The 26805-nt window shown below is 45.8% G+C and carries 24 protein-coding genes; 11 read left to right on the plus strand and 13 right to left on the minus strand.

What is annotated here, in order from left to right; genetic code table 11:
• Complete coding sequence (locus ABZR88_RS04950; RefSeq protein WP_107831239.1) at positions 1–1518, minus strand: TSUP family transporter; 1518 nt, start codon at positions 1516–1518, stop codon at positions 1–3.
• 102 nt (positions 1519–1620) lie between these two features.
• Positions 1621–3705, minus strand: coding sequence for a HEPN domain-containing protein (locus ABZR88_RS04955; protein ID WP_107831347.1), 2085 nt, complete (start codon positions 3703–3705; stop codon positions 1621–1623).
• A gap of 572 nt (positions 3706–4277) precedes the next feature.
• On the opposite strand from ABZR88_RS04955, the gene ABZR88_RS04960 reads away from it, so the two are divergent.
• Entirely contained in the window at positions 4278–4427 is a 150-nt protein-coding gene (locus ABZR88_RS04960) for a hypothetical protein (protein ID WP_170113685.1), read from the plus strand.
• 44 nt (positions 4428–4471) lie between these two features.
• Here the strand turns inward: ABZR88_RS04960 and ABZR88_RS04965 are convergent, their stop codons facing one another.
• Together ABZR88_RS04965 and ABZR88_RS04970 are read right to left on the minus strand one after the other, a co-directional pair.
• The gene (locus ABZR88_RS04965; protein ID WP_107831245.1) at positions 4472–5215 is read right to left on the minus strand and encodes a hypothetical protein; all 744 of its coding nucleotides are present in this window, start codon (positions 5213–5215) and stop codon (positions 4472–4474) included.
• 62 nt (positions 5216–5277) lie between these two features.
• On the minus strand, positions 5278–6429 hold the full coding sequence (locus ABZR88_RS04970; RefSeq protein ID WP_107831247.1) for an MFS transporter: 1152 nt from the start codon (positions 6427–6429) through the stop codon (positions 5278–5280).
• A 264-nt stretch (positions 6430–6693) separates the two neighbouring features.
• On the opposite strand from ABZR88_RS04970, the gene ABZR88_RS04975 reads away from it, so the two are divergent.
• Both ABZR88_RS04975 and ABZR88_RS04980 read left to right on the plus strand, forming a co-directional pair.
• Positions 6694–7347, plus strand: a complete 654-nt coding sequence (locus tag ABZR88_RS04975; protein ID WP_146166609.1) for a hypothetical protein — start codon at positions 6694–6696, stop codon at positions 7345–7347.
• Positions 7348–7486: 139 nt separating this feature from the next.
• On the plus strand, positions 7487–9184 hold the full coding sequence (locus tag ABZR88_RS04980; protein WP_107831251.1) for an amino acid permease: 1698 nt from the start codon (positions 7487–7489) through the stop codon (positions 9182–9184).
• Positions 9185–9447: 263 nt separating this feature from the next.
• On the opposite strand, the gene ABZR88_RS04985 is transcribed toward ABZR88_RS04980, so the two are convergent.
• Positions 9448–9699: a hypothetical protein gene (locus ABZR88_RS04985; RefSeq protein WP_107831253.1), complete on the minus strand. Its 252-nt coding sequence runs from the start codon at positions 9697–9699 to the stop codon at positions 9448–9450.
• A 160-nt stretch (positions 9700–9859) separates the two neighbouring features.
• Positions 9860–10711 carry a UbiA-like polyprenyltransferase gene (locus ABZR88_RS04990; protein ID WP_107831255.1) on the minus strand — a complete coding sequence of 284 codons (852 nt, stop codon included), beginning with the start codon at positions 10709–10711 and terminating at the stop codon, positions 9860–9862.
• A 162-nt stretch (positions 10712–10873) separates the two neighbouring features.
• Here ABZR88_RS04990 and ABZR88_RS04995 point away from each other — a divergent pair, with 162 nt between their 5' ends.
• The gene (locus ABZR88_RS04995; protein WP_107831257.1) at positions 10874–11599 is read left to right on the plus strand and encodes a glycosyltransferase family 2 protein; all 726 of its coding nucleotides are present in this window, start codon (positions 10874–10876) and stop codon (positions 11597–11599) included.
• A gap of 119 nt (positions 11600–11718) precedes the next feature.
• Here the strand turns inward: ABZR88_RS04995 and ABZR88_RS05000 are convergent, their stop codons facing one another.
• From ABZR88_RS05000 to ABZR88_RS05020, 5 genes are all read right to left on the minus strand, one after another.
• A complete protein-coding gene (locus ABZR88_RS05000) occupies positions 11719–12144 on the minus strand; it encodes a hypothetical protein (protein WP_107831259.1) in 426 nt (141 codons plus the stop codon).
• A gap of 93 nt (positions 12145–12237) precedes the next feature.
• On the minus strand, positions 12238–13230 hold the full coding sequence (locus ABZR88_RS05005) for a PorP/SprF family type IX secretion system membrane protein (protein WP_107831261.1): 993 nt from the start codon (positions 13228–13230) through the stop codon (positions 12238–12240).
• A gap of 7 nt (positions 13231–13237) precedes the next feature.
• Complete coding sequence (locus ABZR88_RS05010) at positions 13238–17083, minus strand: hypothetical protein (RefSeq protein WP_107831263.1); 3846 nt, start codon at positions 17081–17083, stop codon at positions 13238–13240.
• 293 nt (positions 17084–17376) lie between these two features.
• Positions 17377–19737, minus strand: a complete 2361-nt coding sequence (topA, locus tag ABZR88_RS05015) for a type I DNA topoisomerase (RefSeq protein ID WP_107831265.1) — start codon at positions 19735–19737, stop codon at positions 17377–17379.
• A 127-nt stretch (positions 19738–19864) separates the two neighbouring features.
• On the minus strand, positions 19865–20476 hold the full coding sequence (locus tag ABZR88_RS05020; protein ID WP_107831267.1) for a hypothetical protein: 612 nt from the start codon (positions 20474–20476) through the stop codon (positions 19865–19867).
• A gap of 460 nt (positions 20477–20936) precedes the next feature.
• On the opposite strand from ABZR88_RS05020, the gene rpsF reads away from it, so the two are divergent.
• The 6 genes from rpsF to ABZR88_RS05050 all read left to right on the plus strand — a co-directional run bounded on the left by rpsF (position 20937) and on the right by ABZR88_RS05050 (position 24470).
• Entirely contained in the window at positions 20937–21299 is a 363-nt protein-coding gene (gene rpsF, locus ABZR88_RS05025) for a 30S ribosomal protein S6 (protein WP_107831269.1), read from the plus strand.
• Positions 21300–21302: 3 nt separating this feature from the next.
• Complete coding sequence (gene rpsR / locus ABZR88_RS05030) at positions 21303–21566, plus strand: 30S ribosomal protein S18 (protein WP_107831271.1); 264 nt, start codon at positions 21303–21305, stop codon at positions 21564–21566.
• Between the two features lie 15 nt (positions 21567–21581).
• Positions 21582–22025 (plus strand): 50S ribosomal protein L9, encoded by a 444-nt coding sequence (gene rplI, locus ABZR88_RS05035; protein ID WP_107831274.1) that lies wholly within the window; start codon positions 21582–21584, stop codon positions 22023–22025.
• A 188-nt stretch (positions 22026–22213) separates the two neighbouring features.
• Positions 22214–23041, plus strand: a complete 828-nt coding sequence (locus ABZR88_RS05040) for an ATP-binding protein (protein ID WP_107831349.1) — start codon at positions 22214–22216, stop codon at positions 23039–23041.
• A gap of 176 nt (positions 23042–23217) precedes the next feature.
• Positions 23218–23931, plus strand: a complete 714-nt coding sequence (gene mtgA / locus ABZR88_RS05045) for a monofunctional biosynthetic peptidoglycan transglycosylase (protein ID WP_107831276.1) — start codon at positions 23218–23220, stop codon at positions 23929–23931.
• Positions 23932–23942: 11 nt separating this feature from the next.
• On the plus strand, positions 23943–24470 hold the full coding sequence (locus ABZR88_RS05050; protein ID WP_107831278.1) for a hypothetical protein: 528 nt from the start codon (positions 23943–23945) through the stop codon (positions 24468–24470).
• A 12-nt stretch (positions 24471–24482) separates the two neighbouring features.
• Here the strand turns inward: ABZR88_RS05050 and ABZR88_RS05055 are convergent, their stop codons facing one another.
• Positions 24483–24983 (minus strand): nuclear transport factor 2 family protein, encoded by a 501-nt coding sequence (locus tag ABZR88_RS05055; RefSeq protein WP_170113686.1) that lies wholly within the window; start codon positions 24981–24983, stop codon positions 24483–24485.
• A 104-nt stretch (positions 24984–25087) separates the two neighbouring features.
• Between ABZR88_RS05055 and ABZR88_RS05060 the strand changes: the two genes are divergently transcribed.
• Positions 25088–25480 carry a group III truncated hemoglobin gene (locus ABZR88_RS05060; RefSeq protein WP_107831282.1) on the plus strand — a complete coding sequence of 131 codons (393 nt, stop codon included), beginning with the start codon at positions 25088–25090 and terminating at the stop codon, positions 25478–25480.
• A 4-nt stretch (positions 25481–25484) separates the two neighbouring features.
• On the opposite strand, the gene ABZR88_RS05065 is transcribed toward ABZR88_RS05060, so the two are convergent.
• On the minus strand, positions 25485–26699 hold the full coding sequence (locus ABZR88_RS05065; protein ID WP_107831284.1) for a zinc dependent phospholipase C family protein: 1215 nt from the start codon (positions 26697–26699) through the stop codon (positions 25485–25487).
• Positions 26700–26805: the final 106 nt, after the last annotated feature.

Genomic DNA, 26805 nt, shown 5'->3' on the forward strand with positions numbered 1-26805 from the left:
TTAAAGTATTTTAAGCAAAAATAAGATAATACTGCGGATGCTAGTGGCTATAACAATAATGCCTACTGCTACCATAATGCTTTTGGCCGATATTTTATTAGCTACCCTTACCGCGATAGGCGATGCCAGCGCACTACCGATGATCAGGCCGGCAATAGCATCCCAGCGGGCGTCACGGCTTAGCATGAAAATAAAAGTCATAGAGCTCACCATCGCAATAAAGAAGCGTGACAGCTTTACCGTACCCAGCGAGAAGCGTGGGTGACGGCCGCCGGCAATCAGTGATGATAATACGATAGAGCCCCAGCCACCGCCGCCAACGGCATCAATAAAGCCGCCGCCAAAGCCCAGTAACCGGATTCTTTTTATTTTATCGGCTGATTTTTTAGCCCCGGTTTTAAAAGCCTTTTTCAGGATCACAATACCAAGAATGAGCGTGTATAATGATACAAACGGCTTAGTGTAGGTACTGTAATGCTCTAATGACGATAGTAAGTAAGCGCCAATCATGGCACCTGCAGCACCCGGTATAACCAATAACCAAAACAGTTTTCTGTTAATGTTGCCCAGGCGATAGTGCATCCAACCGGCAATACCGTTACTCATAATCTCTGATAAATGCACACCCATACTGGCAGATGCAGGAGGGATGCCCATTGATAAAGAGAAACTGGTAGAAGTAACGCCGTATGACATGCCGATAGCGCCATCAATCATAGCAAAAACGAAGCCTGCCCCTAAGAAATAATAGAAGATAGGATCAATGCCGCGAATAAAGGCGTTGGCTTCAGGGTTGCGGTACCACAACGCGCCAACCGTAATAACAACAGAGGTAATAATAGCTCCCCAAATAATCCATTGGAAATTTGGTTTGGGCTGCTCAACCTTAGGCTCAACTAAAACGGCGGTCAGCTTATTCAGTTGATGCACTTTCTCGCTAAAATCGCCATTCAGCGTTTCGCGGATCTGGTTCACCTGTTGCAGGGTGGTATCTATTTCGTCTGGGATAGTCTCGTTCAACACTTCTTTCAATCTTTTAGCCACCGTAGGCGATTTGCCGTTGGTGGAAATAGCAATCTTCAAATCACCTTTTTGTACGATAGATGCCAGGTAAAAATCGCACAGGGCGGGTTTGTCGGCAATGTTTACCAGCAACTTGCGTTCGCGGGCTGATTGACGGATATAGTCATTCAGCTCAGGGCTGCCGGTAGCGGCAATAACCAGATCTGCATGGTCCAGATCTGTATCTATAAATGTTTTTTGCTGGGCGGTTACGTTAGGGTACTTGGCTATCAGCTCATGTACCTGTGGCAAAAATGCCTGCGCAATTACTGTTACCTTTGCCTGCGGACTGTTATTCAGCACCGCATTCAGTTTCTCTAAACCCACATTGCCTGCACCAATAACTACCGTATGCAGATCATGCAGTTTAAGAAACACGGGGAACAGCGTGTTGTTGCCCTGTGCAGCAGCCTCGCCGGCTGATTGTGCTTGATTATCTTTAGGCAACAGTGTCATATGATGCTTTAATAGGGCTTAATATAGCGTGGAGCAAAACATTGCCGACGGTTTGATGCGTTTGCAATCTTTTATCGTGATGTTGTTTTGCTCCGTCGCTCATTATGCCTGTAATAATGCTTCGCGTTTTTCTTTCACCTGGTTTAAGAAAGCAGTTGCTTGCTCCATAAACTGAGTAGCAAAAGCTTCAGATGGTTCGTTCTGATTGATTTGCAGCACCAGGTCATTAAAGGTACCAGCCAGCGGAAACTCGCCAGCGGCTACAAATTTCTCGTCAAACTCTTTGATCAGTGTTGCATGGGTACTGGCGTTAATGCCTTTATCCAACAACAAAGCTTTAGCAGCGCTCAGGAAAACGGTGTAAGTATGGTAAATGCTATCGGCCCAACGGCTTTCGTTGAAAGCTGCTTGTGCCCAGCCAAATTTCTCTTCAGATTCAAAGATCAGAGTAGCAACCAGGTCAATGATAACGCTGGCACACTCGCCCACACCAATAGCTGTTTTAAAGGTTTCTTCATGACCCCAGTCAACAAACTCCTCGTCGGTCAGGTTGGTCAGATCGGCCAATGGTTTCAGCAACTGGTAGAAGTAATCCTTGCCTTTAGCATCATAGTACTGGTGGAAAGTTTCGCCACCGATTGAATTAGCTTTATAGTCATTCAGAACCCAACGCAATACGTTAGCCGCACGTTTAGCCGGAACCTTGATTACTTTATCAGCCGCGCGGCCGATGCCATCGCCAACAGTACCGCCACCCAGCAATACCTGCATTGAAGGCAGTACGCGGGCGCCAGCTTTTAATGAGCTGCCGTGGAAACCAATATGCGCCAAACCGTGCTGACCGCAGCTGTTCATACAGCCGCTGATTTTGATCTTGATATCGCGGTTATCTACAAACTCTGCATATTCATCAAATACGATGTTTTCCAGTACGCGGGCAAAGGTCATACTGTTGCTGATACCCAGGTTACAGGTATCGGTACCAGGGCAGGTGGTAACGTCGGCCAGGCTGTCAAATCCAGGCTCGGCCAGGTTAACCTCGTTCAATGCTTTGAACAGGGCAGGCAGTGCCTCTGGGCGAACATGTTTTAATAACAAGCCCTGATTTGCGGTGATGCGCATCTCATCGGCTACCAGATCTTTAATGCCATCTACCAGCTTGCGGGCAACATCAGTTTTAATATCACCTACGGGTACTTTAACCCATACGCCATAAAAACCTTTTTGCTTTTGTTCAAAAACGTTGGTTGCACGCCATACCTCGTAAGCCAGGCTGTCTTCTGCTTCGATTGAAGCTACAGCGGCCGGGATTTGTGGCTCGGCAATGCTATCGCGATTGATTTTGTAAGTTTTGAATTTATTGGCAGTTCTTTCCAACGCTATTAAACGCACCATTTCTTCCAGACCGAGTTTGCCGATCAGGAATTTCATACGCGCTTTGTTACGGTTGTTACGCTCGCCATAACGGTCAAACACACGGATCACCGACTCGATGTACGGGATGATCTCGTCTTCATGTAAAAACTCGTGCACTACGCTGGCAATTGCAGGCTGTGCGCCAAGGCCACCACCTAACAATACTTTAAAGCCACGCTCGCCATCCTTAATTTTAGGTACGAAACCTACATCGTGGATGTAAGCAAAGGCAGTATCTTTTTCGCTTGATGAAAACGCAATTTTAAATTTGCGACCCATCTCCTGGCAAATAGGGTTACGCAGGAAATACTCGAACGTAGCGTGAGCGTACGGCGATACATCAAAAGGTTCTTCTGGGTTGATACCTGCATCCGGAGAAGCGGTTACGTTACGAACGGTGTTACCGCAGGCTTCGCGCAGGGTGATATCGTCTTGCTCCAGTTTAGACCATAGTTCTGGGGTACGGTCAAGACTTACGTAGTGGATCTGGATATCCTGACGGGTAGTCAGGTGCAGGTTGCCGCTTCCGTACTCGTCAGAAATATCGGCAATGCGCAGCAATTGTTTAAAAGTTACTTTACCAAATGGCAGCTTAATACGCACCATCTGTACGCCAGGCTGACGCTGTCCGTAAACGCCACGAGCCAGGCGCAGGCTTCTAAACTTTTCTTCATGAATCTTACCTTCGCGAAACAGTTCAATTTTGCGGGCCAGATCAATAATGTCCTTCTCAACTACCGGGTTTTCCAGTTCAGTTCTGAAGCTTTGCATGTTTTGTTCCTTGTTGTTTGAGTTATAAAAAAGCCTCTGCGGCATGATGGGCTGTAGAGGCTGGCGTATAAATAAATGGTGTCTACAACCTTGACGTTGGGTGTTGCATACGGCAACACAGTAGTGTATAATAGCTACATTGCACCATTTTCATGCCTCAAATATATATAATCTCTACGGAAATAGTAGAAATTATATAAAAATTATTACAGAGCGATGAGGATGGGAGGGGAAGAAAGAAGGATAAGTAAACAATTTGTCATGCTGAGGAACGAAGCATCTCTGAGGAAAAGCTTACAGGACGGCTCGGCGAGATGCTTCGTTCCTCAGCATGACATGGCGGTAGTTTTGTTGTCCGGAAAATCACAACAATCACAATCATCATACCCCAATCAGCGGTTATTCATTTCATTCACTAATCCATCTATCTCGAAACCATTTAATCCTTTTCGATATTCTTCTCCTAAAGAACAAAATGAACGCGTATCAACAAAAATGGATAGAGATTTTGCACAACGCATCGCTGAACGGGTGGAAGATTGAGCCGGCATAGTAATGATATCATCATTACTATGCCTCACGTTACAGACCTGAAAGTGGTGCGGGATAACCTGCCCGAGATCATCGCTCAACTATCGCTAGACATCGATATCCCGCATGAGCCGCTGCGACTGATTATTAAAAATGGGTACGAAGAGTTTGACTACGTGATTAGTCATTAAGTGAATAGCTGATGATGAGCAAGCTTGGTGATTGAAAGACAGCGTTAAGGGGTTTTGATTATAGGGTTTTTAAAAATGCCGTTTAATAGGTTTATGAAATTGTTTTCAGACTTAATGAGGTTGTTGTCCTGATAACTTGAGAAAACGTATGTCCCTGGATACCTTAAATTTCTGTATCGTCCACCTACCTTCAACTGGATAGTGGTAACCCACTCGCCTAATGGATAATTATTGTCATTTGTGGTAGCTATCACTTTATTAATAAATTCTTGTCCGCTTACCATATCGAACAAGTGATTATCAATTAAGCTTTTGAATAAGGTATTCCAGTCGTATTGTTTGTAGTTGGCTGTCAGGTCGGTCGTCTTTACAAAATGAGTGAGTTTAGCCGACGGGGCATCCGGGCCTATTTCTTTAAAGCCTTTGTATTTGGTAGGGTTAGGGTTGTTTATGCTTGTTACTCCTGTTTCATATTTACAGATCTGCATTTTGTCCTTATAAAACTTTATAGTGCACATGGAAAATCCCATAGTCTCTGATGGATACGTGGCCATGCGGATTTCGACCATGGCGTCAGACTGGTTTATAGGCGTCAGAATTTTCTTCTTTATCAGAATGTTCTGGTTATCCATCGTCAGGTCAAAATTAGTATCGGCTTTAAAAGCAGGGATGGTTTGGTTAATGCCATAGCATTTTACTTTTACCTGTTGCCCATGTGCGTTTAAGCTGGCAAAAAAAATCGATACTAGAAATAAAAACCTAGCATAGGCAAAGAAGCGAGTGGGCATGTTTAGGTTAAAATTTAGATTTGAAATAAGGGAATATACTAAATTTTAAATCTAAAGTAAATTTAAAGCTTCGCTTTGCTCGATATAGCCACCACACTCAGGCCCATCACGGCGATGAAGGTGAACGAAGCACGCAGGCTAAGCGCGCCTGCAATAAAGCCAATAATAGGAGGGCCCACCAGAAAGCCAATAAACCCGATAGTAGATACCGCCGCCAGCGCCATGCCCGGCGACATGGTTTTTGATTTACCCGCCACGCTATAAACCATTGGCACTACGCTTGATACACCAAAACCTACCAGTAGGAAACCGCCGATAGCCGTTGGAAGGTAGGGGAAGAGTACGGCAATGCTCAGCCCGACAGCGGTGAGCAGGCCGCTGATCTGCAAGATGCGTTTCAGCCCGTAACGGTGCGAGAACCAGTCGGCTATGAAACGACCGGTGGCCATGGTGAGCATAAATGCCGTGTAACCGGCGCCCATCCAGGCTTGCTGAGCCAGCACCACTTTTTTAAAGTAGATCACGCTCCAGTCAAACATGGCGCCTTCGCAAATCATAGAGCAGAAGGCAATGATACCCAGCTTAATGAGCGACCGATCAGGCATTACAAACGCCGGACCTTCCTGCGCACCGCCATGATCATTATTCAGGTAGCGCGAGCTCCAGATCACTCCGGCGGCAATCACACAAAAGATCATAATGAAATGATATTGCGGTATGATGCTTTTGCCAATCATAAACGTGCCGATGCCCGCACCCGCAAAACCCGCCAGGCTCCATAAGCCATGAAACGAGGCCATAATGGGCTTAGGGTATAGTCTTTCGGCAGCCACGGCCTGGGTATTTACAGAAATGTTAACGGTATTACTGGCAAAACCGAAGCACAGCAAGGCGGCAATTAGCTGCCAGGTATGTTGAGCAGAACCAAGGCCGATTAGTGCCAGTCCGTAGGCGATTAACGCGATGATCAAAACCTGGCGACTGCCAGTTTTGCTAATGATCCAGCCGGCGAAGGGCAGCGAGGCCATCAATCCCACCGGCATGGCAAAAAGTACGGCGCCCAGTCCGGCATCACTCAAACCCATTGTTTGCTGTATACTGGCAATGCGCGATGCCCAGCTGGCAAAGTTCAAACCAGCCATAAAAAACATGCAGCCAACGGCAATACGTAACAAATGTTTGGGGAAAGTAAGGGTGGCTGCTGGCGTACTCATATCGGCTGCAAAGTTATGTTGATAAATGTGGAGTAAGTGTAAAAAATACAATTACAGGGAAGTTTGCCAGATCGTCATCCCGAACTTGTTTCGGGATCTCATCAATACAGGTCGCATACGTTCGTTTTAGCAAATGGGGTGCCGAAACAAGTTCGGCATGACTTATGGAGGGGCTCCAAAAATAGCTTATTGTAACTTGTTGTTTATTAGCAATTTAAGTATTTTTTAAAAACCAAATACTGTAGCGGTAGTTATTTAACTACTATGAAAAAGATAATCATCGCGTTAAATCTGTCATTGATCTTTTGCTTAGGCGCAATGGCACAGCAGCTTAAAACGGTTGCTTTAGATAGCACCGTGAGCGTGCAGTTGCCGTCGGATTTTAAGAAGATGGATACCTTGGGGCAGCAAACATATACAGCTGGTACAGCTTTCGGCTACGTAATTGTAAACCGCGCCCCAAATCCTCAAAATAAGACGCTGACGAATGAAAAAGACCTGCAAAATGTATTCAAAGAATACATTAGAAAAGTACAAACCAGCCTGTCTGACGGCACCATCAGCAAAGAGCACGATACCATTGTAAACAAACTGATGGTGCATGATTTTATGCTGCAAACAGATACCGGCGCTGGTGTACAGCTGCGACAGTTCAGGATCTTGTACACCAAACCCGCCACCTACACTTTTCAGTACTTGTATGATGAGATGCGCAAGGATGTATCGGCCAAAGAGATGAACGATTTTTTCAAAAGCATCAAAGTGGCCGATGATGTGCGCGGTACAGATCAGTACACCACTTTCGGGCAGGCGCAGGGGATGAGCACACCGCTGAAAATGGGCATTATTGGCGGTATATTACTGATAGTGGTGTTGGTGCTCGTCTTAACACGCAGGCGAAAGACACTGACGTACTAAACGGGTTTTTAACAGGCAATGCCGTTTAGATGAGTAAAAGCATATCGCCCTCATCTAAATGGCATTGTTGCTTTTGGGGCCGCTGTAGCTATCCGAAAAAATGATTATGTTTGGTATCTAAGCAAACTGATCTTCACTAATGCCAAACAATATATTCCGGAAAAAATCAATCGACCGCATTATGGCCGATGTAGAAAGCGGATTTAGCGATAGCGAACACTCGGGCGGTGTACATTTAACCAAAGCCCTCAAGGTAAAAGATCTAACCCTGATGGGTATAGCGGCCGTAGTGGGAGCGGGCATATTTTCAACCATTGGCGAGGCCGCCTTTAATGGTGGGCCGGGGGTTACCATTCTTTTTGTTATTACAGCTATTACCTGTGGATTTTCAGCTTTGTGTTACGCTGAGTTTGCCTCGCGCATCCCGGTTGCCGGTAGTGCTTATACCTACGCTTACGCGTCTTTTGGCGAACTGATTGCCTGGATCATCGGCTGGGATTTGCTGATGGAATATGCCATTGGCAACATAGCGGTAGCCATTTCCTGGAGTACCTATTTTGTTAACTTTCTGGAGGGGTTTCATATTCATGTTCCCACTTATCTAACGCTCGATTACTTCAGCGCTTTTAAAGCGCATGAGCAATTGCAGCAACTCACAGCCGCAGGCAAGCTGGGCGAAATTACCGACGGCATAAAAGCCGGCGCATTAGCCTGGAGTACAGCCCCTGGCTTTGGTAATTTTAAGCTGATTGCCAATATACCGGCATTGCTGATTGTGGTGATTATCACTTGGTTGGTTTACATTGGTATCCGCGAAACCAAGCGGGCTACCAACGCGATGGTATTTTTAAAAATTGCCATAGTGATAGTGGTAATTATCATTGGGTTCTTCTATATCACGCCAGCTAACTGGCATCCGTTTTTGCCTAATGGCTTTGGTGGAGTGATGAAGGGCGTGTCGGGTGTTTTCTTTGCCTACATTGGTTTTGATGCTATCTCTACCACGGCCGAGGAATGTGAGAATCCACAACGCGATTTGCCGCGCGGGATGATCTACTCGCTTATCATCTGTACGGTTTTATATGTGCTGATTGCCTTAGTGCTGACCGGCATGGTGAGCTATAAACAATTGCAGGTTGGCGATCCGCTGGCGTTTGTTTTCCTGAAGGTGGGCTTGAATAAGATTAGTTATGTGATTTCTATCAGTGCGGTTATTGCTACAGCCAGTGTGCTACTCATTTTTCAACTAGGGCAGCCCCGTATATGGATGAGTATGAGCAGGGACGGATTACTACCAAAGATATTTTCAAAAATTCACCCTAAATACCATACGCCGTCGTTCTCTACCATTATCACCGGTATTGTAGTGGCCGTGCCAGCTCTGTTTGTCAATCTAACCATCGTTACAGATTTGACCAGTATCGGCACCCTGTTTGCGTTTGTGCTGGTATGCGGTGGTGTACTGTTATTACCTAAGCAGGATGCCGTGCCAGGTCGTTTCAAATTGCCTTATATCAACTCGCGCTTTATTGCTCCTGTGCTGTTTATTGTCGGCGTGATTGTCTTCCGTAGCCAATTTAGTAGTCTGTTTGAGGGTGAGAACCTGCATCAGAAGTTCCCTTATTTTCTTTTCATTCTGCTATCAGCTGTATTAACGGTATTTGCCGTAATCAGGCAGCTATCGCTTATTCCGGTTCTGGGATTGATCAGTTGTTTTTACCTGATGGCAGAGTTGAACTATGATAGCTGGATCCGGTTCCTGGTATGGCTGGTTGTTGGTTTGGTGCTGTATTTTACCTACGGGCTTAAGAATAGTGCACTGGCGGCGAAGGAGTAAAACAATAGAGATTAGATGATTGAAGATTAGTGTTGACCGCTCGACCGATACGTCACCAAAAAAAAATAGCGTCGGGTGTCATCCTGAGTAATAGAATCGCGGCGGCGGGACTATGAAAGTGACATGACAAACGAGAGGCTGTCAGTCTGAGCTTGTCGAAGACTCGCGGAGAGGCCTCGGCGCTAAAGATGATGGACAAGCCCCACCGCACGTGTTTCGACAGCGCTACCCATGGTGGGTAAAGTAAGTGCAGATGTTGAGCGTCAGTCCGGCTCAGTCGCCGCCGGAGGGCTGTTAGTTTTTCGTAATATAATTTGCTTCTTAAAGGCACTCAAGAAGGCTTCGCCGTTTGAAGCGCCAAAGTAACCAAAGCGCTTAACAGCGTAATGGCTTCTTGGCCGCACAAGGCCTTTGCCCTGCAAATCAGCCAGCACCACAGGGCCGCAATTACCGCCCCCTGCTGTCGCATCACACAAATCCTGTGCTTCTGGCGGCAATTGAATGCCCTCTGCCACCACACAAACCCTCCTTGTGCTGCCCGCTTTCACCCGAAGCCCGACGCTGTTGGTTGACGGCTAATAATGTTATTTCACCTTCATAGTCCCATCGCACGTGTTTTGACGGAGCTACAACATGACATCTCATTTGTTTTAGTTAAGTCAGAACTCAGCGCTCTTAGAAAATTAACCTATCCAACAAAAATAACACAGCAAAAACCACGCTGGCAATACCGTTGGTAGTCATAAAAGCAAAGTTTACGCGGCTTAGATCGTTAGGTTTAACCAACAGGTGTTGGTAGATCAACATCGCGCAGAAGAACACGATCCCTACGTAATACAACGCTCCCGGGTGCATAATAAAGGCAGGTGCAGTAATGAATATTGCCGAAAGTACGTGCAGAAAGGTAGACAAGCGCAATGCATTTACCTTACCCAACCAGGCCGGGATAGAGTGCAGTTTCTGGCCGCGGTCAAAGTCTTCATCCTGCAATGCGTAAATAATATCAAAGCCACTTACCCAGCAAAGTACCGAGAGCGAGAAGAAGATTGGTAGCAATTGAAATTGGCCGGTAACCACCAGATAAGCACCAATAGGAGCCAGTGACAGGCCTAAGCCCAAAACCAGGTGGCATAAGGCCGTAAAGCGCTTGGTTGCGCTGTAGCCTAAAACCACCAACAACGCAATGGGCGAGAGATAAAAGCACAACCGGTTAATAAACCAGGTGGCGCCAATAAATAGCAAACAGTTAATAATAGTAAACGTTAATGCTGCGGTGGGCGAAATACGGCCGGCCGGGATATCGCGTTTCTGCGTGCGTGGATTTATGGCATCAATATCGCGGTCAAGATAGCGGTTAAACGCCATGGCCGAGTTACGGGCAAAAATCATACATAGCACCATCAGCAACAGTAAATGCCATTGAAAATGTGCGTGCGTAGTAGTAATAGCCAGAAAAAAGCCGATAAATGCAAACGGCATGGCAAATATGGTATGCGAGAAAGTGACTAACGAGAAATATTTTTTCATATATCCTGAGTGCTGCCCCGGGGCAGGGTTTCAACAATAGTTTACAAATGTACTAAACTGTTTGATATGCGCCACCGGGCAGTAAAGATGCTTTTAAAAGCGGGGCTTACGCAAAAATTGTTATTTTTGATATCCCGCATCTGTCAACTGAACTAAATTTTGATGAAAATATCGCGACTGTCTATTATCATTCCTGCTTATAACGAAGCCGCTACCATCCATCTTATTCTGAATAAAATAAAAGCCATTGAGTTGATTGATGGTATTGAAAAAGAGGTGATTATAGTGAACGATTGCTCTAAAGATAATACCACACAAGCCATTGCCAGTTATCGCGAAGCCAACCCTGATCTTCATATTGCTTACTACGAGCACGAGGTAAACAAGGGTAAAGGCGCAGCCCTGCACACAGGGATTGCCAAAGCAACTGGCGAGTATCTCATCATTCAGGATGCTGATTTGGAGTATGACCCGTCTGAATATAATGATCTGCTGAAACCTATTTGCAGCGGTTTTGCCGATGTGGTTTACGGTTCACGCTTTATGGGTAGCAATCCGCATCGTATCCTGTTTTTCTGGCATACTATCGGCAATCGCTGGTTGACGTTTTTTACCAATATGTTTGCCAACCTTAACCTGACGGATATGGAAACCTGCTATAAGCTGTTCAATACTAAAATGGTGCAGGGACTGCAATTGCGCGAGCAGCGTTTTGGTTTTGAGCCAGAGGTGACCATCAAAATGGCACGTGTGCCAAAAATCAGGATCTATGAGGTGGGCATATCCTACTATGGCCGTACCTATGACGAAGGTAAGAAGATAGGCTGGAAAGACGGTTTCAGGGCTATTTATTGTATTCTGAAGTACGGAATGTTGGGAAGGAGCTAGTCCGCTAATCAGTGGTCTGTATTTCTGCGATCACTCGCGTTCTCACCGCAGCGAAGGGAAAAAAGGGTGTCATCCTGAGCCTTGTCGAAGGGTGGGCGGTGGCCAAATAGCCAACTAAGCTACTTGTTAATCTTTACCGCATGCCCTATCATCACCCCCGGTTTATTTATTAACGGCAGGCGAATGAAGTTTGATTCGATAATGCTCTCTGGCAGGAAGATGAATTTTTTATCGTAAATGGTATTGCCAATGTAATAACTGAGCCAGTACTCATTATTCAGACCAAAAGTTTGCTCGTCTATCGGTTCAATTATCTTGAATGCTTCGGCATCCACCTGCGGAAACATGTGGCGCAAGGTTGACGTTTTAACCTGCTCGCCGTCTTTTTCGCCATAACCGCGTGAGGTAATCAGCACGTTTTCTATCGGCTCCTTTTTTAAGTTGATCAGATAAACATACCAGGTTTTGTGCTCTGCGTTTTCAGCTTCAAGCGCCACGGCAACGGCTATGTCTTCAACTCTATTTTCGGGCAGGTCTTTTTTCATTCTGTTACTATCTCAGGGCACGAAGATAACTAATCATTAAACTTAAAAATCAGGATTTTGGTTTTCTTTTTAGCTCTGGTGTTCGGTATCAGCCTAAAACCGTGGGCAATCCAGTTTGCCGCTGTGTGCTCCTTTTCTGTAAATTAACGATATTTCTACCGTGTTAGGGCGATAGTTGATGGTGTTGTTATAAGGTACGGCATAGTTCATCCCCAGGGTAAAATCCTGAAAGTCCATACCTACGTAAGGGACGTATGAGTCGCCAAAACGCAACCAACTGCCAAAGCTAATGTTAAATGCGTTCTCGTTATTATTGGCTTTTACGCTATAAATCGCACCAATCATCTGGTCGTGCGCGCCATTCTGGGTCATATACATGCCGCTCAAAATAATAGAAGAGCGATTGCCCATATTGATTTCGCCACCGGCATGGAAGGTTTCGCGGAAAGGAACTTTGATACCTTCTGAAGTGAACAGCGATTCTGTTGGCCTTGCAAGGTGGTAAACAGATGCACCGGCATACCAGGATGCGTTTTCGTTTTTAAACGAATACAGTACGCCGGCATGGGCGTCGTAATAACTGGCAGACGATTTATAACTATCTACACTAACCGGAATAGAGGTGTCAAACTTATTGCCGTCATATTGAGAGGCAAAGGTGAGGTTGTTAAAGTCTATAAACGTATTTGCATAGGTAAACTGCAGGCCCACGCTTAAACGCTGGCGACCGCCCTCATCCAAACTTTTATGATAAGCAGCAGATGCCGAGATGTAGTTACTTTTTAACGCACCGTTTAACGAGGCATCAAACACGCCGGAAAGCCCGACAGCCAGAATATCATCTTCAGGGATACGATTAGGCAACAACTTGGCATCAACAGAGATGCTGGTGGTGTTGTACTTATAACCCACATTGGCCCATTGCTGGCGTTGATTGAGGGCCACGCGCATGTCGCCATCAAAAAAGCCGGTATAGGCTGGATTAAGACTTAGCGGTGAAGCAAAATATTGGGTAAAGTGCGGATCTTGCGCAAACAGCTGGCTGCTGATAGTCAGACTTAAACAGATAAGTAGAATCCTTTTCATCTCTTTATTATTTTAATAAAACGGTATTACCGCTTCGGTGAACAATGTTTCCCAGGTAGTCAACTCCCTCAGATACCCAGGTGAAGGTATCCAGGAAGGCAATAGCGCCTTTAAACTGGCCGTCCCACCCTTTATCGGCACTGGCGTCGTTGGTTTCATACACCATATTGCCCCAACGGTTATATAGTTTGAAGAATTTAAAGACCTTAACGCCCTTAAGAAAAGGGTATAGCTTGTTATTAGTTACTTGCATTGGTGTAAAGGCAGTTGGCACCAGGATGTCTGGCACCGGCGCCAGGAAAACCTCTACCGGGGCTACCACATAACAGCCGTAAGCATTGGCTGCCTTGATGTAATAAGTGCCGGTTTCGCCAACAGCTTTCGGGTTTTTTACGGGCACGGTGAGCGATGAATTGGCCCAATAAGTGTAAGTGGCATTGCTGGTGCTCCTGCTCATGTCTACGGCTTGGGTCAGATCAACAGTGCGGGGTTGATAGAGTGCTTTTAGTGGCTGGGTATAAACAACCGGCAGCCTGTGAACGTTAACCAACACCGCACCTACGGTATAGCAGCCTGATGTATTGGTGGCTTTGATATAGTACCGGCCACTATCGGCAACGGCTCTGTAGTTGGTAAGCGGCGTGGTAGCGGCTGCATCACGCCAGTAAGTAAAAGTTAATTTACTGCTTGAGCCAGCGGTGATGTATGATGCGCTCAGATCTACCCTGCCTGGCATGCAAATATCAGCAGGCTGGTTAATCACCAGTTCGGGCAGTGCGTTTACTACTACATTAACGGCCTTCATGGTAAAGCAGCCGGCTGCGTTGGTAGCTTTAACATAATAGGTGCCACCTATAGTTACTTCTGTATTGGTTAGCGATATGGTGCCCAGGGCATCCTTCCAGTAAGATATACTAACGTTATCGCCCATGCTGCTGTGTACGGCAGAAGCTATATTCACTTTGGCAGGATAGCAAACCGGCGCCGGATCAACCACTGCAAAGTCTGGTGATTCATAAAAAGTTGCCTTTACCGGCTTAATTACTGTGCACCCCATGGCGTTGATACCCTGGATATAATAGGTGTTGGTAACGCTTACCGCCGTTGGATTATTAAGGGGATGGGTGGCCGCGGCATCTGTCCAGTAACTTAATGTTAAACCTTGTGCACTACCAGCGGTTATTGCCGCGGCCTTAAGGTTAATAGTGTTGCCAACGCAAACCGGTTTTGGGTCGGTTATGCGTAAATCTGGTAACGGCTTGATTACCACATTCACCATTTTGATGGTAAAGCAGCCAGAAGCGTTGGTAGCCTTAATATAGTAGCTACCGCTATCAGCAACTGCTGCATAGTTGATAAGAGGTAGCGTAGCTGCTGCATCACGCCAGTAAGTAAATGTTGGATTGCCTGTGGTGCCTGCTGTTACAGCTGCAGCAGTCAGGTCTACTTTACCTGCATAACAAACGTCAGCCGGTTGGTTTATGACCAGCACGGGGAGGGCATTTACAACAACGTTAACAGCTTTGATGGTAACACAGCCGGTTACGTTGGTTGCTTTGATATAGTAAGTGCCGGTAATACCAACCTCTGCGCTACTTAACGGATTTGTAGCCTGGGCATCCTGCCAATAGGTAAGGGTAATGTTGTCGGCGGTATTATTATGTACTGCCGATGCTAAGCTAACTTTGGCTGGATAGCACACCGGGGCAGGGTCTGTTATGGTGAGATCTGGCAGGGCATAAAATGCTGCTTTAACCGGTTTAACTACGGGGCAGCCCATTGCATTGATGCCCTTGATATAATAGGTGCCGGCCACCGTTACGGCTGATGGGTTGTTGAGCTGTTGGGTAGCTGCAGCATCGGTCCAGTAGCTTAAGGTTAAGCCTTGCACGCTACCCGCGGTTACCGCTGTGGCAGTCAGGTCGAGGGTGCCGCCAATGCAAACTGGTTTTGGGTCGGTTATGCGCAAATCTGGCAGCGGTTTGATTACCACATTCACCATTTTGATGGTAAAGCAGCCAGAAGCGTTGGTAGCCTTAATATAGTAGCTACCGCTATCAGCAACTGCTGCATAGTTGATAAGAGGTAGCGTAGCTGCTGCATCACGCCAGTAAGTAAATGTTGGATTGCCTGTGGTGCCTGCTGTTACAGCTGCAGCAGTCAGGTCTACTTTGCCTGCATAACAAACGTCGGCAGGTTGGTTTATGACCAGTACAGGGAGGGCATTTACAACAACGTTAACAGCTTTGATGGTAACACAGCCGGTTACATTAGTTGCTTTGATATAGTAAGTGCCGGTAGTACCAACCTCTGCGCTACTTAATGGATTTGTAGCCTGGGCATCCTGCCAATAGGTAAGGGTAATGTTATCGCCGGTATTATTATATACTGCCGATGTCAAGTTAACTTTGGCTGGATAGCACACCGGGGCAGGGTCTGTTATGGTGAGATCTGGCAGGGCATAAAATGCTGCTTTAACCGGTTTAACTACGGGGCAGCCCATTGCATTGATGCCCTTGATATAATAGGTGCCTGCTGTTGTTACCGCTGATGGATTATTGAGCGGCTGGGTAGCGGCGGCATCGGTCCAATAACTTAACGTGAGGCCTTGCACGCTACCTGCGGTTACTGCTGGGGCAGTCAGGTCGAGGGCGCCGCCAATGCAAACTGGTTTTGGGTCGGTTATGCGCAAATCTGGCAATGGATTAATGGTAACGGTAACCGGTTTAATTACAGCGCAGCCCAGGTCATTAGTTGCTTTAACATAATAGGTGCCGCTGGTGCCTACCGCCGTAGGGTTATCAGTAAGAGGTACTGTGGCTTGCGCGTCTTTCCAGTAGCTCAATACGATACCTGTGCCGGTGGCGGCCACAACCTGTTTTGAGGTAATATCCACTTTACCCAGATAGCAAGCAGGTGCAGGATTAGTTATTGTTAACCATGGGCCGTGATTATGCAGCGTGGTTGCAGTAGTAGCAGCGCAGCCCATCCCCGGGTTAGGGGTGAGATCTACGTTAACTACAGTGCCGTCTGCTGGTGCGGTTGGGAAAACCAATGTGCTGGCTGTGCCTAATACTTTAGAGCGATCTGCATTGTACCATTTATAACCGGCGTATCCGGTTGGGCCAGTCAGGGTAATGTTAGTAGCGGTATTGCAAAAATCAATGCCAACTATTGGGTTAGAACAGATTTTGTTTACATCAATGTAAGCGTAGCCAAAGTGGCCGCCCAGCGTACAACCGGCAGCCGTAAATTCTAAGCGTAGTTTTTTGCCTTTATAGGCCGAAAAGTTAAGCGTTGTGTTAAACCAGGGTTTATAAACAACATCTGGAGCTACGGTTGATTGTTGAAAACCCTGAAGTGCAGGTGTACTTATATAGTCAGATTCAGCACAGTCGATGTAAGATTTGTCGTCAATGTTATAAACTTTTACTAAAAAACGAGGTTGTTGGATGTCCCAGTGTTCGCCTGTTCTAAATGCGATGGCGCATGCGTAGGTGACTGAGAAATCGTCGCCGCTGGTTGGTACGGTAAAGGTGTAAGTAACTTCTGAAGCCTGCCCGCCCGAAAGGTCGTTACCCAGTTTGATGGTATAATTGCTGCCGTTTGGCGAGGCAATAGGAAAACCTCCCCATTTATCCAGGGCTTTGCTTTTGGCTATGATGGCTTGTGCATTGGCTGTAGGCGGGGTAGGGTTCACTGCTATAACGTTAACCAAAACGTTATTGATAGTTTGAACCTGGGCATTGCCGGTAAGGCATTGCCAGTTAGTAAAATCGCCCATCTCAAAATCCATGTTGAGTGGGCAGCTGCCTCCCGTTTGCGCATAAAGCAACGGCGCAGCAAAAAGCATAACAATAGTTAAAATTAGAGGACGCATAACGTTCTTCCTATACCAATTAGGAAGTATAGTATATGCAGTTATCCAAAAACTATTCCATGGGGCTGATAATCACCGCCGATTATCAATATGTGAAGACACTATGTAAAACCGTTATGCAATCGTTAAGTATTAGTAAACATTAAGTGTAAACTTGCTAACCACAATGAAAAAAGGGGATAAGTTTGGCACTTATCCCCTTTGGGTGCTTTTGTGGAAATATGAACAGGGTATGTGTAGTATTTACCCCAATTGTAACACGCCTGTTACTTTTTCTTAGCGGTTTTTGTAGCTGCTTTGGCGGTTGTTTTTTTGCCGCCTTTTTTAGGTGCAGCAGGTGCCGCTTCAGACAGGGCTACACAGTCGGCATAGGTTAACGTTTCCGGTGTTTTGTCTTTCGGAATTTTTAGGTTTTGCTTGCCAAATTCAATGTATGGTCCCCAGCGGCCGTTCAATATTTTTACGTCCGGATTTTCATCAAAAGTGCGGATCAATCGCTCTGCATCTTTTTTGCGTTTTGCCTCGATGATCTCGATTGCCTGCTCTTCGGTAACATCCAGCGGATCAATCTCTTTTGGCAACGAGTAAAAGGCGCTGTTGTGTCTGATATAAGGGCCGAATTTGCCGATTGCCACCGTCATCTCCTTGTCTTCAAAAAAGCCTACTTTCTTAGGCAGTTTGAATAGCTCCAGGGCTTCTTCCAGGGTGATGGTTTCAATCATTTGGCCGGCGCGCAGGCTGGCGTATAGTGGTTTCTCGCCGCCTTCGGTTTCGGTTTCGCCAACCTGTACAAACGGGCCGTAGCGACCAATACGTACCGACATTTTTTTGCCGCTCTCAGGGTGTACGCCCAATTCGCGTTCGCCGGTGGCTTTGTCGGCAGTTTTGATGGTGTTCTCTACCTCCTGGTGAAAAGGCTGATAAAATTTGCGGATCATGTCGGTCCAATCCTTCATGCCCTGTGCAATTTCGTCAAACTCTTTTTCTACACCTGCGGTGAAATGAAAATCAACAATACCGTTAAAGTATTGCACCAGGAAATCATTTACCACGGCGCCAATATCAGTAGGGAACATTTTATTACGTTCGGCACCGGTATTTTCTGTCAGTTCTTCTTTCTTGATCTCTCCGGCTTTCAAGGTCAATACCTTGTAATTGCGCTGGCGGCCGTCGCGCTCCTCTTTCACTACATAGCCACGGTTCTGGATAGTAGAGATGGTAGGAGCATAGGTAGACGGGCGACCGATACCCAGCTCTTCCAGTTTTTTTACCAGACTGGCCTCTGTATAGCGTGCCGGTGGGCGTGAGTAACGCTCGGTGGCGGTCATCTCGGTAAGGCTCAAAGTTTGGCCCTGAGCTAATGGCGGCAACATAGCGTTATCGCCGTCTTGCTGATTATCGTCCTCTTCATCGTGCGATTCGAGGTACACTTTTAAAAATCCGTCAAATTTTAATACCTCGCCGTTGGCAACCAGTTCTTCGCCACGGGTAGAGATGCCAATTTTAGCGGTAGTTTTTTCAAACAGCGCTTCGCTCATTTGCGAGGCAATGGCGCGTTTCCAGATCAGTTCATACAGGCGTTTCTCTGATGAATCACCATCATCAATGGTATGAACGTCAAAATATGTAGGGCGGATGGCCTCGTGCGCTTCTTGTGCACTGGCCGATTTGGTTTTGTATTTTCTAAGCTGATGGTATTTCTCGCCATAAGCACGGTTAATCTGATCACGGGCGGCATTCAGGGCCAGGTCAGACAGGTTTACCGAGTCGGTACGCATGTAGGTAATCTTACCACTCTCATACAGCTTTTGTGCAACAGACATGGTGCGCGATACCGAGAAGCCCAGCTTACGGCTAGCCTCTTGCTGCAAGGTAGAGGTAGTGAACGGCGCAGCAGGCGAGCGTTTGGCTGGCTTGGTTTCCAGCGAGTTTACTTTGAATGCTGCGCTGATGCAATCGTTCAGGAATTTCTCCGCGTCCTCTTGCTTGCTGTAGCGTTCAGGCAACTCAGCTTTAAAAGCATCTCTGCCTTTGCCAAATATGGCTATAATGCGGAAAGCCGCTTCTGCTTTAAATTTATTGATCTCGCGTTCGCGCTCTACAATGAGGCGCACGGCAACAGACTGCACGCGGCCGGCAGAGAGCGATGGTTTAACCTTTTTCCACAGTACCGGCGAAAGCTCGAAACCCACCAAACGGTCCAGTACACGACGGGCCTGTTGGGCGTTCACCAGGTTAAAATCTATTTTGCGGGGACTTTCTATAGCCTTTAATATGGCAGGCTTGGTAATTTCGTGGAAAACGATGCGTTTGGTTGATGCATCTTTTAGGCCAAGGGTTTCATAAAGGTGCCAGGAGATCGCTTCACCCTCCCGGTCCTCATCGGATGCTAGCCAAACCGTTTCGGCTTCCTTAGCAAGTTTCTTTAGTTCGGTTACCAGCTGTTTCTTATCGGCCGGTATCTCGTACTTCTGCTCAAAGTTGTTGGCTACGTTGATGGCATCGTCGCTCTTTACCAGGTCGCGGATGTGGCCGTAGCTTGATTTTACGGTAAAATCCTTCCCGAGGTATCCCTCTATGGTTTTAGCCTTGGCAGGCGACTCGACAATTAGTAGATTTTTGGCCATTAACGTTCTATTTTTTTGCAAACTAATAAATAAAGAAAGCCAAACGCAAATTTTTTGTTTGGCTATAGAGCTTATCGGGCATAAAACAGGCTGTGGTTTTACGCCCGGTATAAAAATGTATTAACTATTATAAAATGCTAATGCCGGTAATTTCTTTTACCTTATAATAGCCTTTTGCCTGCGGCAGATAAACCTCCATTTCTTGCCAAGTTATCTTGATTTTTTTGCCGGATGCTTTATAAGGTGGCTGCATAAAATTTGCAGATCCCGGAAACTCGCGCAGCCATAAAAAAGATTTTTCGCTGCCCGCCGCATCTGTTATAACAACATAGTTAAAGCCTTTAACATCAATACGTTTAAAGGTGCCAAAAGTTGAGTTTGCTAATGCCGCTGCCTTGTCTTTAGCCATTAGCAAACTTAGTTTTACAAAAGCATCGCATTTTTGCTTCATCAGGGTTTGTGCCAATTCAATGCCAATGGTGCGCATGGCATCTTGGTCTTCCATTTGCACTTTTTTCTCTGCCGCCAGATCCGGCAGTAAATCGGCATGCTGCATTACGCAGTTGGTATAGGCCTGTACGGCTTCGTCTTTGGTGTTTATTTTAGAGAGATCGAGTTTGGTTACACAGGCACACAAACTATCTGATAATCTTTTTTCTACAGGGCCAGGGCCAGCTGTTTGTGCTTTTACACTAACGGCAGCCAGAGCCAGGACGGCGATAAGTATAGGTCTCTTCATATAAACTGTTTCGGGCAAATATATATTTATTGTGCATAGTTAATGTTAAGAGTTGATTGATTGGGAATAATCGCCACGCAATGACGTGCTGGAGGGGAGCGTAGTTTCGCGTTAGGGATAGGAGCGGATACCGGCCCGTGGCTAAGGCCTGTGCAGTATGAGCGGATAGCCCGGCCCGAAGGGAACGCCCTCTGTTAGAGTCATGATTTTTAGGATTTTTCGTTAGCTATTATTCTTTAAGGTACTCAAGAGGGCTTCGCCGTTTTATAGATTAACAGGATGCTCGTATCTAATGGGTTGACTTACAGTTTGAAGATTTATTTGGTTGTTGGGGCAACAAGTATCCTGGTTAGTCCATAAAATCCTAAAAATCATGGTTCAAGACTGTTTGCATTATTAAATATTATGCCTACATTTGCAGCCCCGTTTAGTGCGGGATAATTTAAAAACAATAGCAATAATGCAACAGTACGAAACAGTAGTAATCTTGACCCCGTTGTTATCAGAAGAGGCTGCGAAAGAGGTTAACGCCAAATTCAGCAAGATCCTTACAGATAACGGAGCCGAAATTATCCAGGAGGATAATTGGGGTCTGAGAAAATTAGCGTATCCAATTCAGAAAAAAAGCACTGGATACTATCACCTAACTGAATACAAGGCTCCGGGTGAATTGATCAGCAAACTGGAAGTCGAGTTAAAGCGTGATGAGCGCGTTGTACGTTTCCTGACCATTGCTTTGGACAAACATGCCGTTGCTTACAACGAGAAAAAACGTAGCGGTGCATTTAACAAAAAACCTGCTAAAACTACAGAGGAGGCTTAAGAAATGGCAAACGATCAAATTCAATACGTTACTGCCCCAAAGGTGGACGATAACCGTAAAAAATACTGCCGTTTCAAAAAGAACGGTATCAAGTATATCGATTATAAAGACGCAAACTTCCTTTTGAAATTTGTTAACGATCAGGGTAAAGTATTACCTCGTCGTTTAACCGGTACTTCATTGAAGTTTCAGCGTAAAGTGGCTCAGGCTGTTAAACGTGCCCGTCACATTGGTTTATTACCTTATGTTACAGATTCATTAAAATAAGCAGGAGGTTAAACAATGGAAGTTATTTTAAAACAAGATATTAAAAACCTCGGCGAGAAGGATGATATCGTAAAAGTAAAAGCTGGTTACGGTCGTAATTTCCTGATTCCTCAGGGTTTTGCTCAGCTGGCTACTGAAAGCGCACGCAAAGTATTAGCTGAAAACCTGAAACAAGCTGCGTTTAAACAAGAGAAAATCCGCAAAGATGCTGATGCTGTTGCTGCTAAACTGGAAGGTGTAAAACTGACCATCGGCGCTAAAGCTGGCGAAACTGGCAAAATCTTCGGTGCTATCAACACTATCCAGGTTGCTGATGCTCTGAAAAAACAGGGTTTTGAAGTTGACCGTCGTCGTATCACTTTCGATCAGGAGCCTAAATTCCTGGGCGAGTACACTGCTAACCTTAACCTGCACAAAGAGGTTAAAGTACAGGTACCTTTTGAAGTGGTTGCCGAGTAATTGACCCCACCCAACCCTCCCCGAAGGAGAGGGCTTGAAAAGATAGAAAGGTGATTGGAATTTTCCAGTCACCTTTTTTTGTTTAAAGACGTTTGCAATAACGCTTGATGGGTGGATAGAAAAACTGCAACTTAGCATAGTACCTAAACGGTTGCAAAATGTATAAGCGGTTAAAACCATATATAAAAATGAAAAAACTACTACCTGCCCTTTTTGTCCTGTTTGCTTTAACAGCCGGCGCCCAGCAACATGAACTAAAAAAACTCTGGCAAACCGATACCGTGGTGCGCACGCCAGAGTCTGTTTTGCCCGATTTAAAAAAGAAGATTCTTTATGTTTCTGAAATTGAAGGCGACGGCAATACCAAAGACGGTAAAGGTGGCGTGGCAAAACTTGGTTTAGATGGCAAGATTATTAACCTGGATTTTACCACCGGGTTAAACGCCCCTAAAGGTTTGGGCCGTTTTGGCAATACACTTTATGTAGCCGATTTGACCGAAATTGTGGAAGTAAACATGAACACTGGCAAGGTGATCAAAAAGATCCCGGTAGCGGGTTCTAAATTCTTGAACGATGTGACGGTGGATGACAAGGGGACGGTATACGTGTCAGACACCCGCGTAAATGTGATTTATAAACTGGAAAATGGCCAGGTGTCTGTATTTTTAAATGACGCGAAGGGTGCCAACGGCCTTAAAGCTATCGGTACCGATTTGTATGCGTTAGTTAACCCCGATTTAATTAAGATAGATGCCAGCGGGAAACGCACAACTATTGCCACCCTGCCTTGCGGCGGCGATGGATTGGAGCCCATTGGTAATGGCGACTGGCTGGCCACCTGCTGGAACGGTTATATTTTCTACGTAACGGCCGCAGGTAAGGTAGAAACGCTGCTTGATATCCATGGCGGTAAACTTAATACAGCCGATATTGGTTACGACCCGCAAAAGCATATTGTTTATGTGCCCACATTTAATGGCAACATGGTGCAAGCGTTTGAGTTGGTTTCGAAGTAATTTCGAATTTCGGAGTTTCAATTTCGGATTTTAAAATATACAAAGAGCGTGATCGGTTTACCAATCACGTTCTTTGTATATAAGCAGGTCATGCTGAAACAAGTTCGGGACGGTGCATAATGAATAAATCCGAAATCGAAATTCCGAACTCCGAAATAAGGAGTTATTTTCGCACTATGAAAAAGAACTTCCGCCGCGGCGGGACTGGCATCGGTCGCCTCATCTGGCGCATTATTCGTTTGGCTTTTGTGTTGTTTTTTGGCATTACCATCCTTTGGGTGCTGCTGTACCGCTTTGTTAATCCACCGGTAACGTGGCTGATGATTAGTCGCGGATTTGAGCAAAAGGCAGAGGGTAAGCCATGGAAGATAGATAAGCAGTGGGTGGATATTGACTCGATTTCTGAAAACATGAAGCGCGCTGCCGTAGCTGCTGAAGATGCCCGGTTCCTGGATCATTATGGCTTTGATTTTAAGGCCATGGAACGTGCTTTTGAAAAGAATGCCAAAGGCAAAAAGCTCTCTGGCGGCAGCACCATATCGCAACAAACGGCCAAGAACGTTTTCTTATGGGAGGGGCGTTCTTATATCCGTAAAGGTTTCGAGGCTTATTTTACCATGCTGATTGAAGTTTGCTGGAGCAAGAAACGCATTATGGAGGTGTACCTGAATGTGATTGAAATGGGTGACGGGATCTATGGAGTAGAGGCCGCTTCGCAATACTATTATCATAAACACGCTTCAGAGCTTACCCGCAGCCAGTCGGCGGCCATTGCTTCCATATTCCCAGATCCACGAAAATGGTCACCTCTTAACCCTAATGCCCGGGTAATCCACAAGCAATATTTTATTAAGAAGAACATGCGCAGGCTGGGTCCGCTGGATTTTTAAATCTTACCGTTATGCTATTGAGTGGTATTGATTTTGAGGGATCTGTTAAAACCGGCCGTATAAAGTGGGAGGGTGAAGGATTCCTCAACCATTACGTGTTATTCTTGATGCCCGTTTTTGCATTGATAATCGCGATTATCAATGTTGTCAATTATCAATATTATGTTTGGCAAATTTGGTCTGCCGTTTCTGTTTTTCTATCTTTTCTGATTCTCGTAACAATAAGGAAAAATGATAAATTGATTAAAGTACCGTTTAACAGCTCTTTTATCGATTTACGTCGAACTATTAAAGAAGAGTTTGAACCACTGGGATGGAAAGTTCTACGAAGCAACCCTCAGTATCTTACGGCAGAAAAGAAGAATAGAGGGATAGGTAGTAGAATGGCTGTTCTTAATTATGAAGGCGAGATCTACATCAATATTATTAATAATACGAGTGTCAACGGAAACTATATTCCTTTTTCATTGGGGCGAAATAAAAAATTTAAAAAAAAATTGGTTGAACTAATAATCAATCAACCAATCTCCAAACGTTGAAACAAATTTCTCTCAGTGTAAACTAATTACCCTGGTTAACTGCCATTGTTCACCTTTTTTCTGCCAAATGGCTACAAATTTGCTGGGCTGGCTCTCGCCTGGTTCTGCAATATTGCGGAAGCTGTGATAGCCAAATTCTACGGCACCATAACCAGGAATTTCGTAAACTTCCAGGCTGCCCAGCGTCAGGGTGCGTGTAACTTTACCATAAATGTTTTTTCTGAGCGAGGCTAGGTTATCTGCCTTTGAGGTTGATAGTCCGGCACGATCGTGGTAAAACTCCAGGTCTTCGGAGGTGAGCGAGTCGATGATTTTCTCATTACCGGTGTTGTAGGCTCCGAAGTAAATACTATCTATCCGGGCAATGGTTTTATACAGTTGGATATTGCCTGGGGTATACGGCTTGGGGGTATAACGTTTGTCTGTTGATGGTTTTGTTTGGGCCGAGGCCATGCTTGCATACATTAGTAAAGCCAGACTAAGGGATAGGATGGAGGCTATTTTGTTTCTCATGCTTGTTGGACGCATTAGCAAACCGTTAGGTTACACCAATCTGATGATTTACTTTTGACCTGAAAATTACGCATCGGCCCAAACTCTTTCCCTAACTTTGCCACATGGACGCACCAAAGCAAATTCTGACATTAGACGATATCAAACTGCTGGTAAATACTTTTTACGGCAAGGTGCGTGCGGATGAATTGCTTGGTCCCATCTTTGATGCCCGCATTGAAGACCGCTGGCCTATGCACCTGGAAAAGATGTATCAGTTTTGGCAAACCACCTTGCTGGGCGAGCATACCTACAGTGGTAGGCCATTTCCCCCACATGCTACTTTACCCATTGCACATGAGCATTTTGAGCGCTGGGTAAGCCTTTTTTACGCTACGGTAGACGAACTGTTTACCGGCGACAAAGCCGATGAAGCCAAATGGCGTGCGGCCAAAATAGCCCAGATGTTTGAGGCCAAGGTTTGGCATTTTCAGAACCATCCTGGTGCCATTCAGTAAATAATTATTGTTTTACGAGGGCTATCAGGTTGGGACTGATCTCGTTTTTATTCCCCGTGATTTTATAGAAAGCCATGATGTTGCTGCGGATGGCGTCATCAGGCAAGTTTCGGTTTGCTTTCTTCAAGCGTTCCATCCACTCGTGGTATGATTTATCGGCCAGCGCATATTCTTTAAAGGCAGAGCGGTTGCCTGTATCAAAGTTGATGTTTTGCAGCTTCAGGTTGTTATCGCCGGCCTTTTGCATTAGCGTAGCGTAGTTAATCAGGATGCTGTCCATACTTTTCAGGTACAGTTCTTCGCATTTTACGCCGGGATATCTAAACTGCAGTTTCTTAAACGGACCGATCTTCGGCATCGCCTCAATAAACATGGCCAGCGATTTAGCACCTATGCCCACATGGGTGTACTCTTTGCCATACTGCTTGTCAAAAGCCTTGCGTGGCATCTGGTAACAGAAAGTTTCGCGGGTAATATGTTCGCGGCTTTGGCGGATGCCCTCCTCGTCGCTGCGCCAGGCGGTGCGGGCCAGCTCCGGGAACAGACTGCGCACTCCCCAGCGGAAGGTATTAATGGCCGAATCAAATTTCGGGAAAACATCGTCTAACTGCTGTCCGTAAACCTTTTGAAATGCCCGGCTCAGTACTGGTGTGGCAATATTAAAACCGATGAAATTGTGATAGGCTGTGCTGGCGTAATTGCCTTTTACGGTCTGGATCACATCATAAGCAAACTCCATGCAACTGTGCGAGCTATGGTCGTTATCATAAGTCACCACATCGCCAAATTTCTTTTTTAGCTTGGGGTAGAGTATGGCTACAGATGGATTGGTTGCCAGGGCATGGCCATATTTATCGGCTACGTAATGGGAGAGGGCGCCAATGGCAAAGGCATATTCATTTACATCATGCGCCTCGTTTAGCAGGGCCATCACCATATCGCCGCTGCGTACATAATGCAATAAATTGGTAAAGTAAGGACTGCCACCGGGGATATAGCCCATATCTGCCACCAGCGAACCTCCATAAGCATAAGATTGTGCCACCTGCAGATCATTCTCTGTTGATTGCGGATATTTTTTCAGTAAGAGTGGTTTGATATGGTCCTGCCAGCCGGCATCAATTATAGCCTCATGCGCCAGGATAGAGAAGGCGCGGACAGGAGAAACGAAGACCAGGCAAAGCAAAACGGAGAGTAGGCATTGCCTGTACTTTCCCATGTTATCGCGTTGTGAGTTGTCTGTTTTTCACAACGCAAAATTGGGGAGAGGGTTTAAGTTTATGGGTAAGTGGTGGTTAAGGTTGTGTTAAGTTTTGTGAGATGAT

It is taken from the genome of Mucilaginibacter yixingensis, assembly GCF_041080815.1.
GTDB lineage: Bacteria > Bacteroidota > Bacteroidia > Sphingobacteriales > Sphingobacteriaceae > Mucilaginibacter > Mucilaginibacter yixingensis.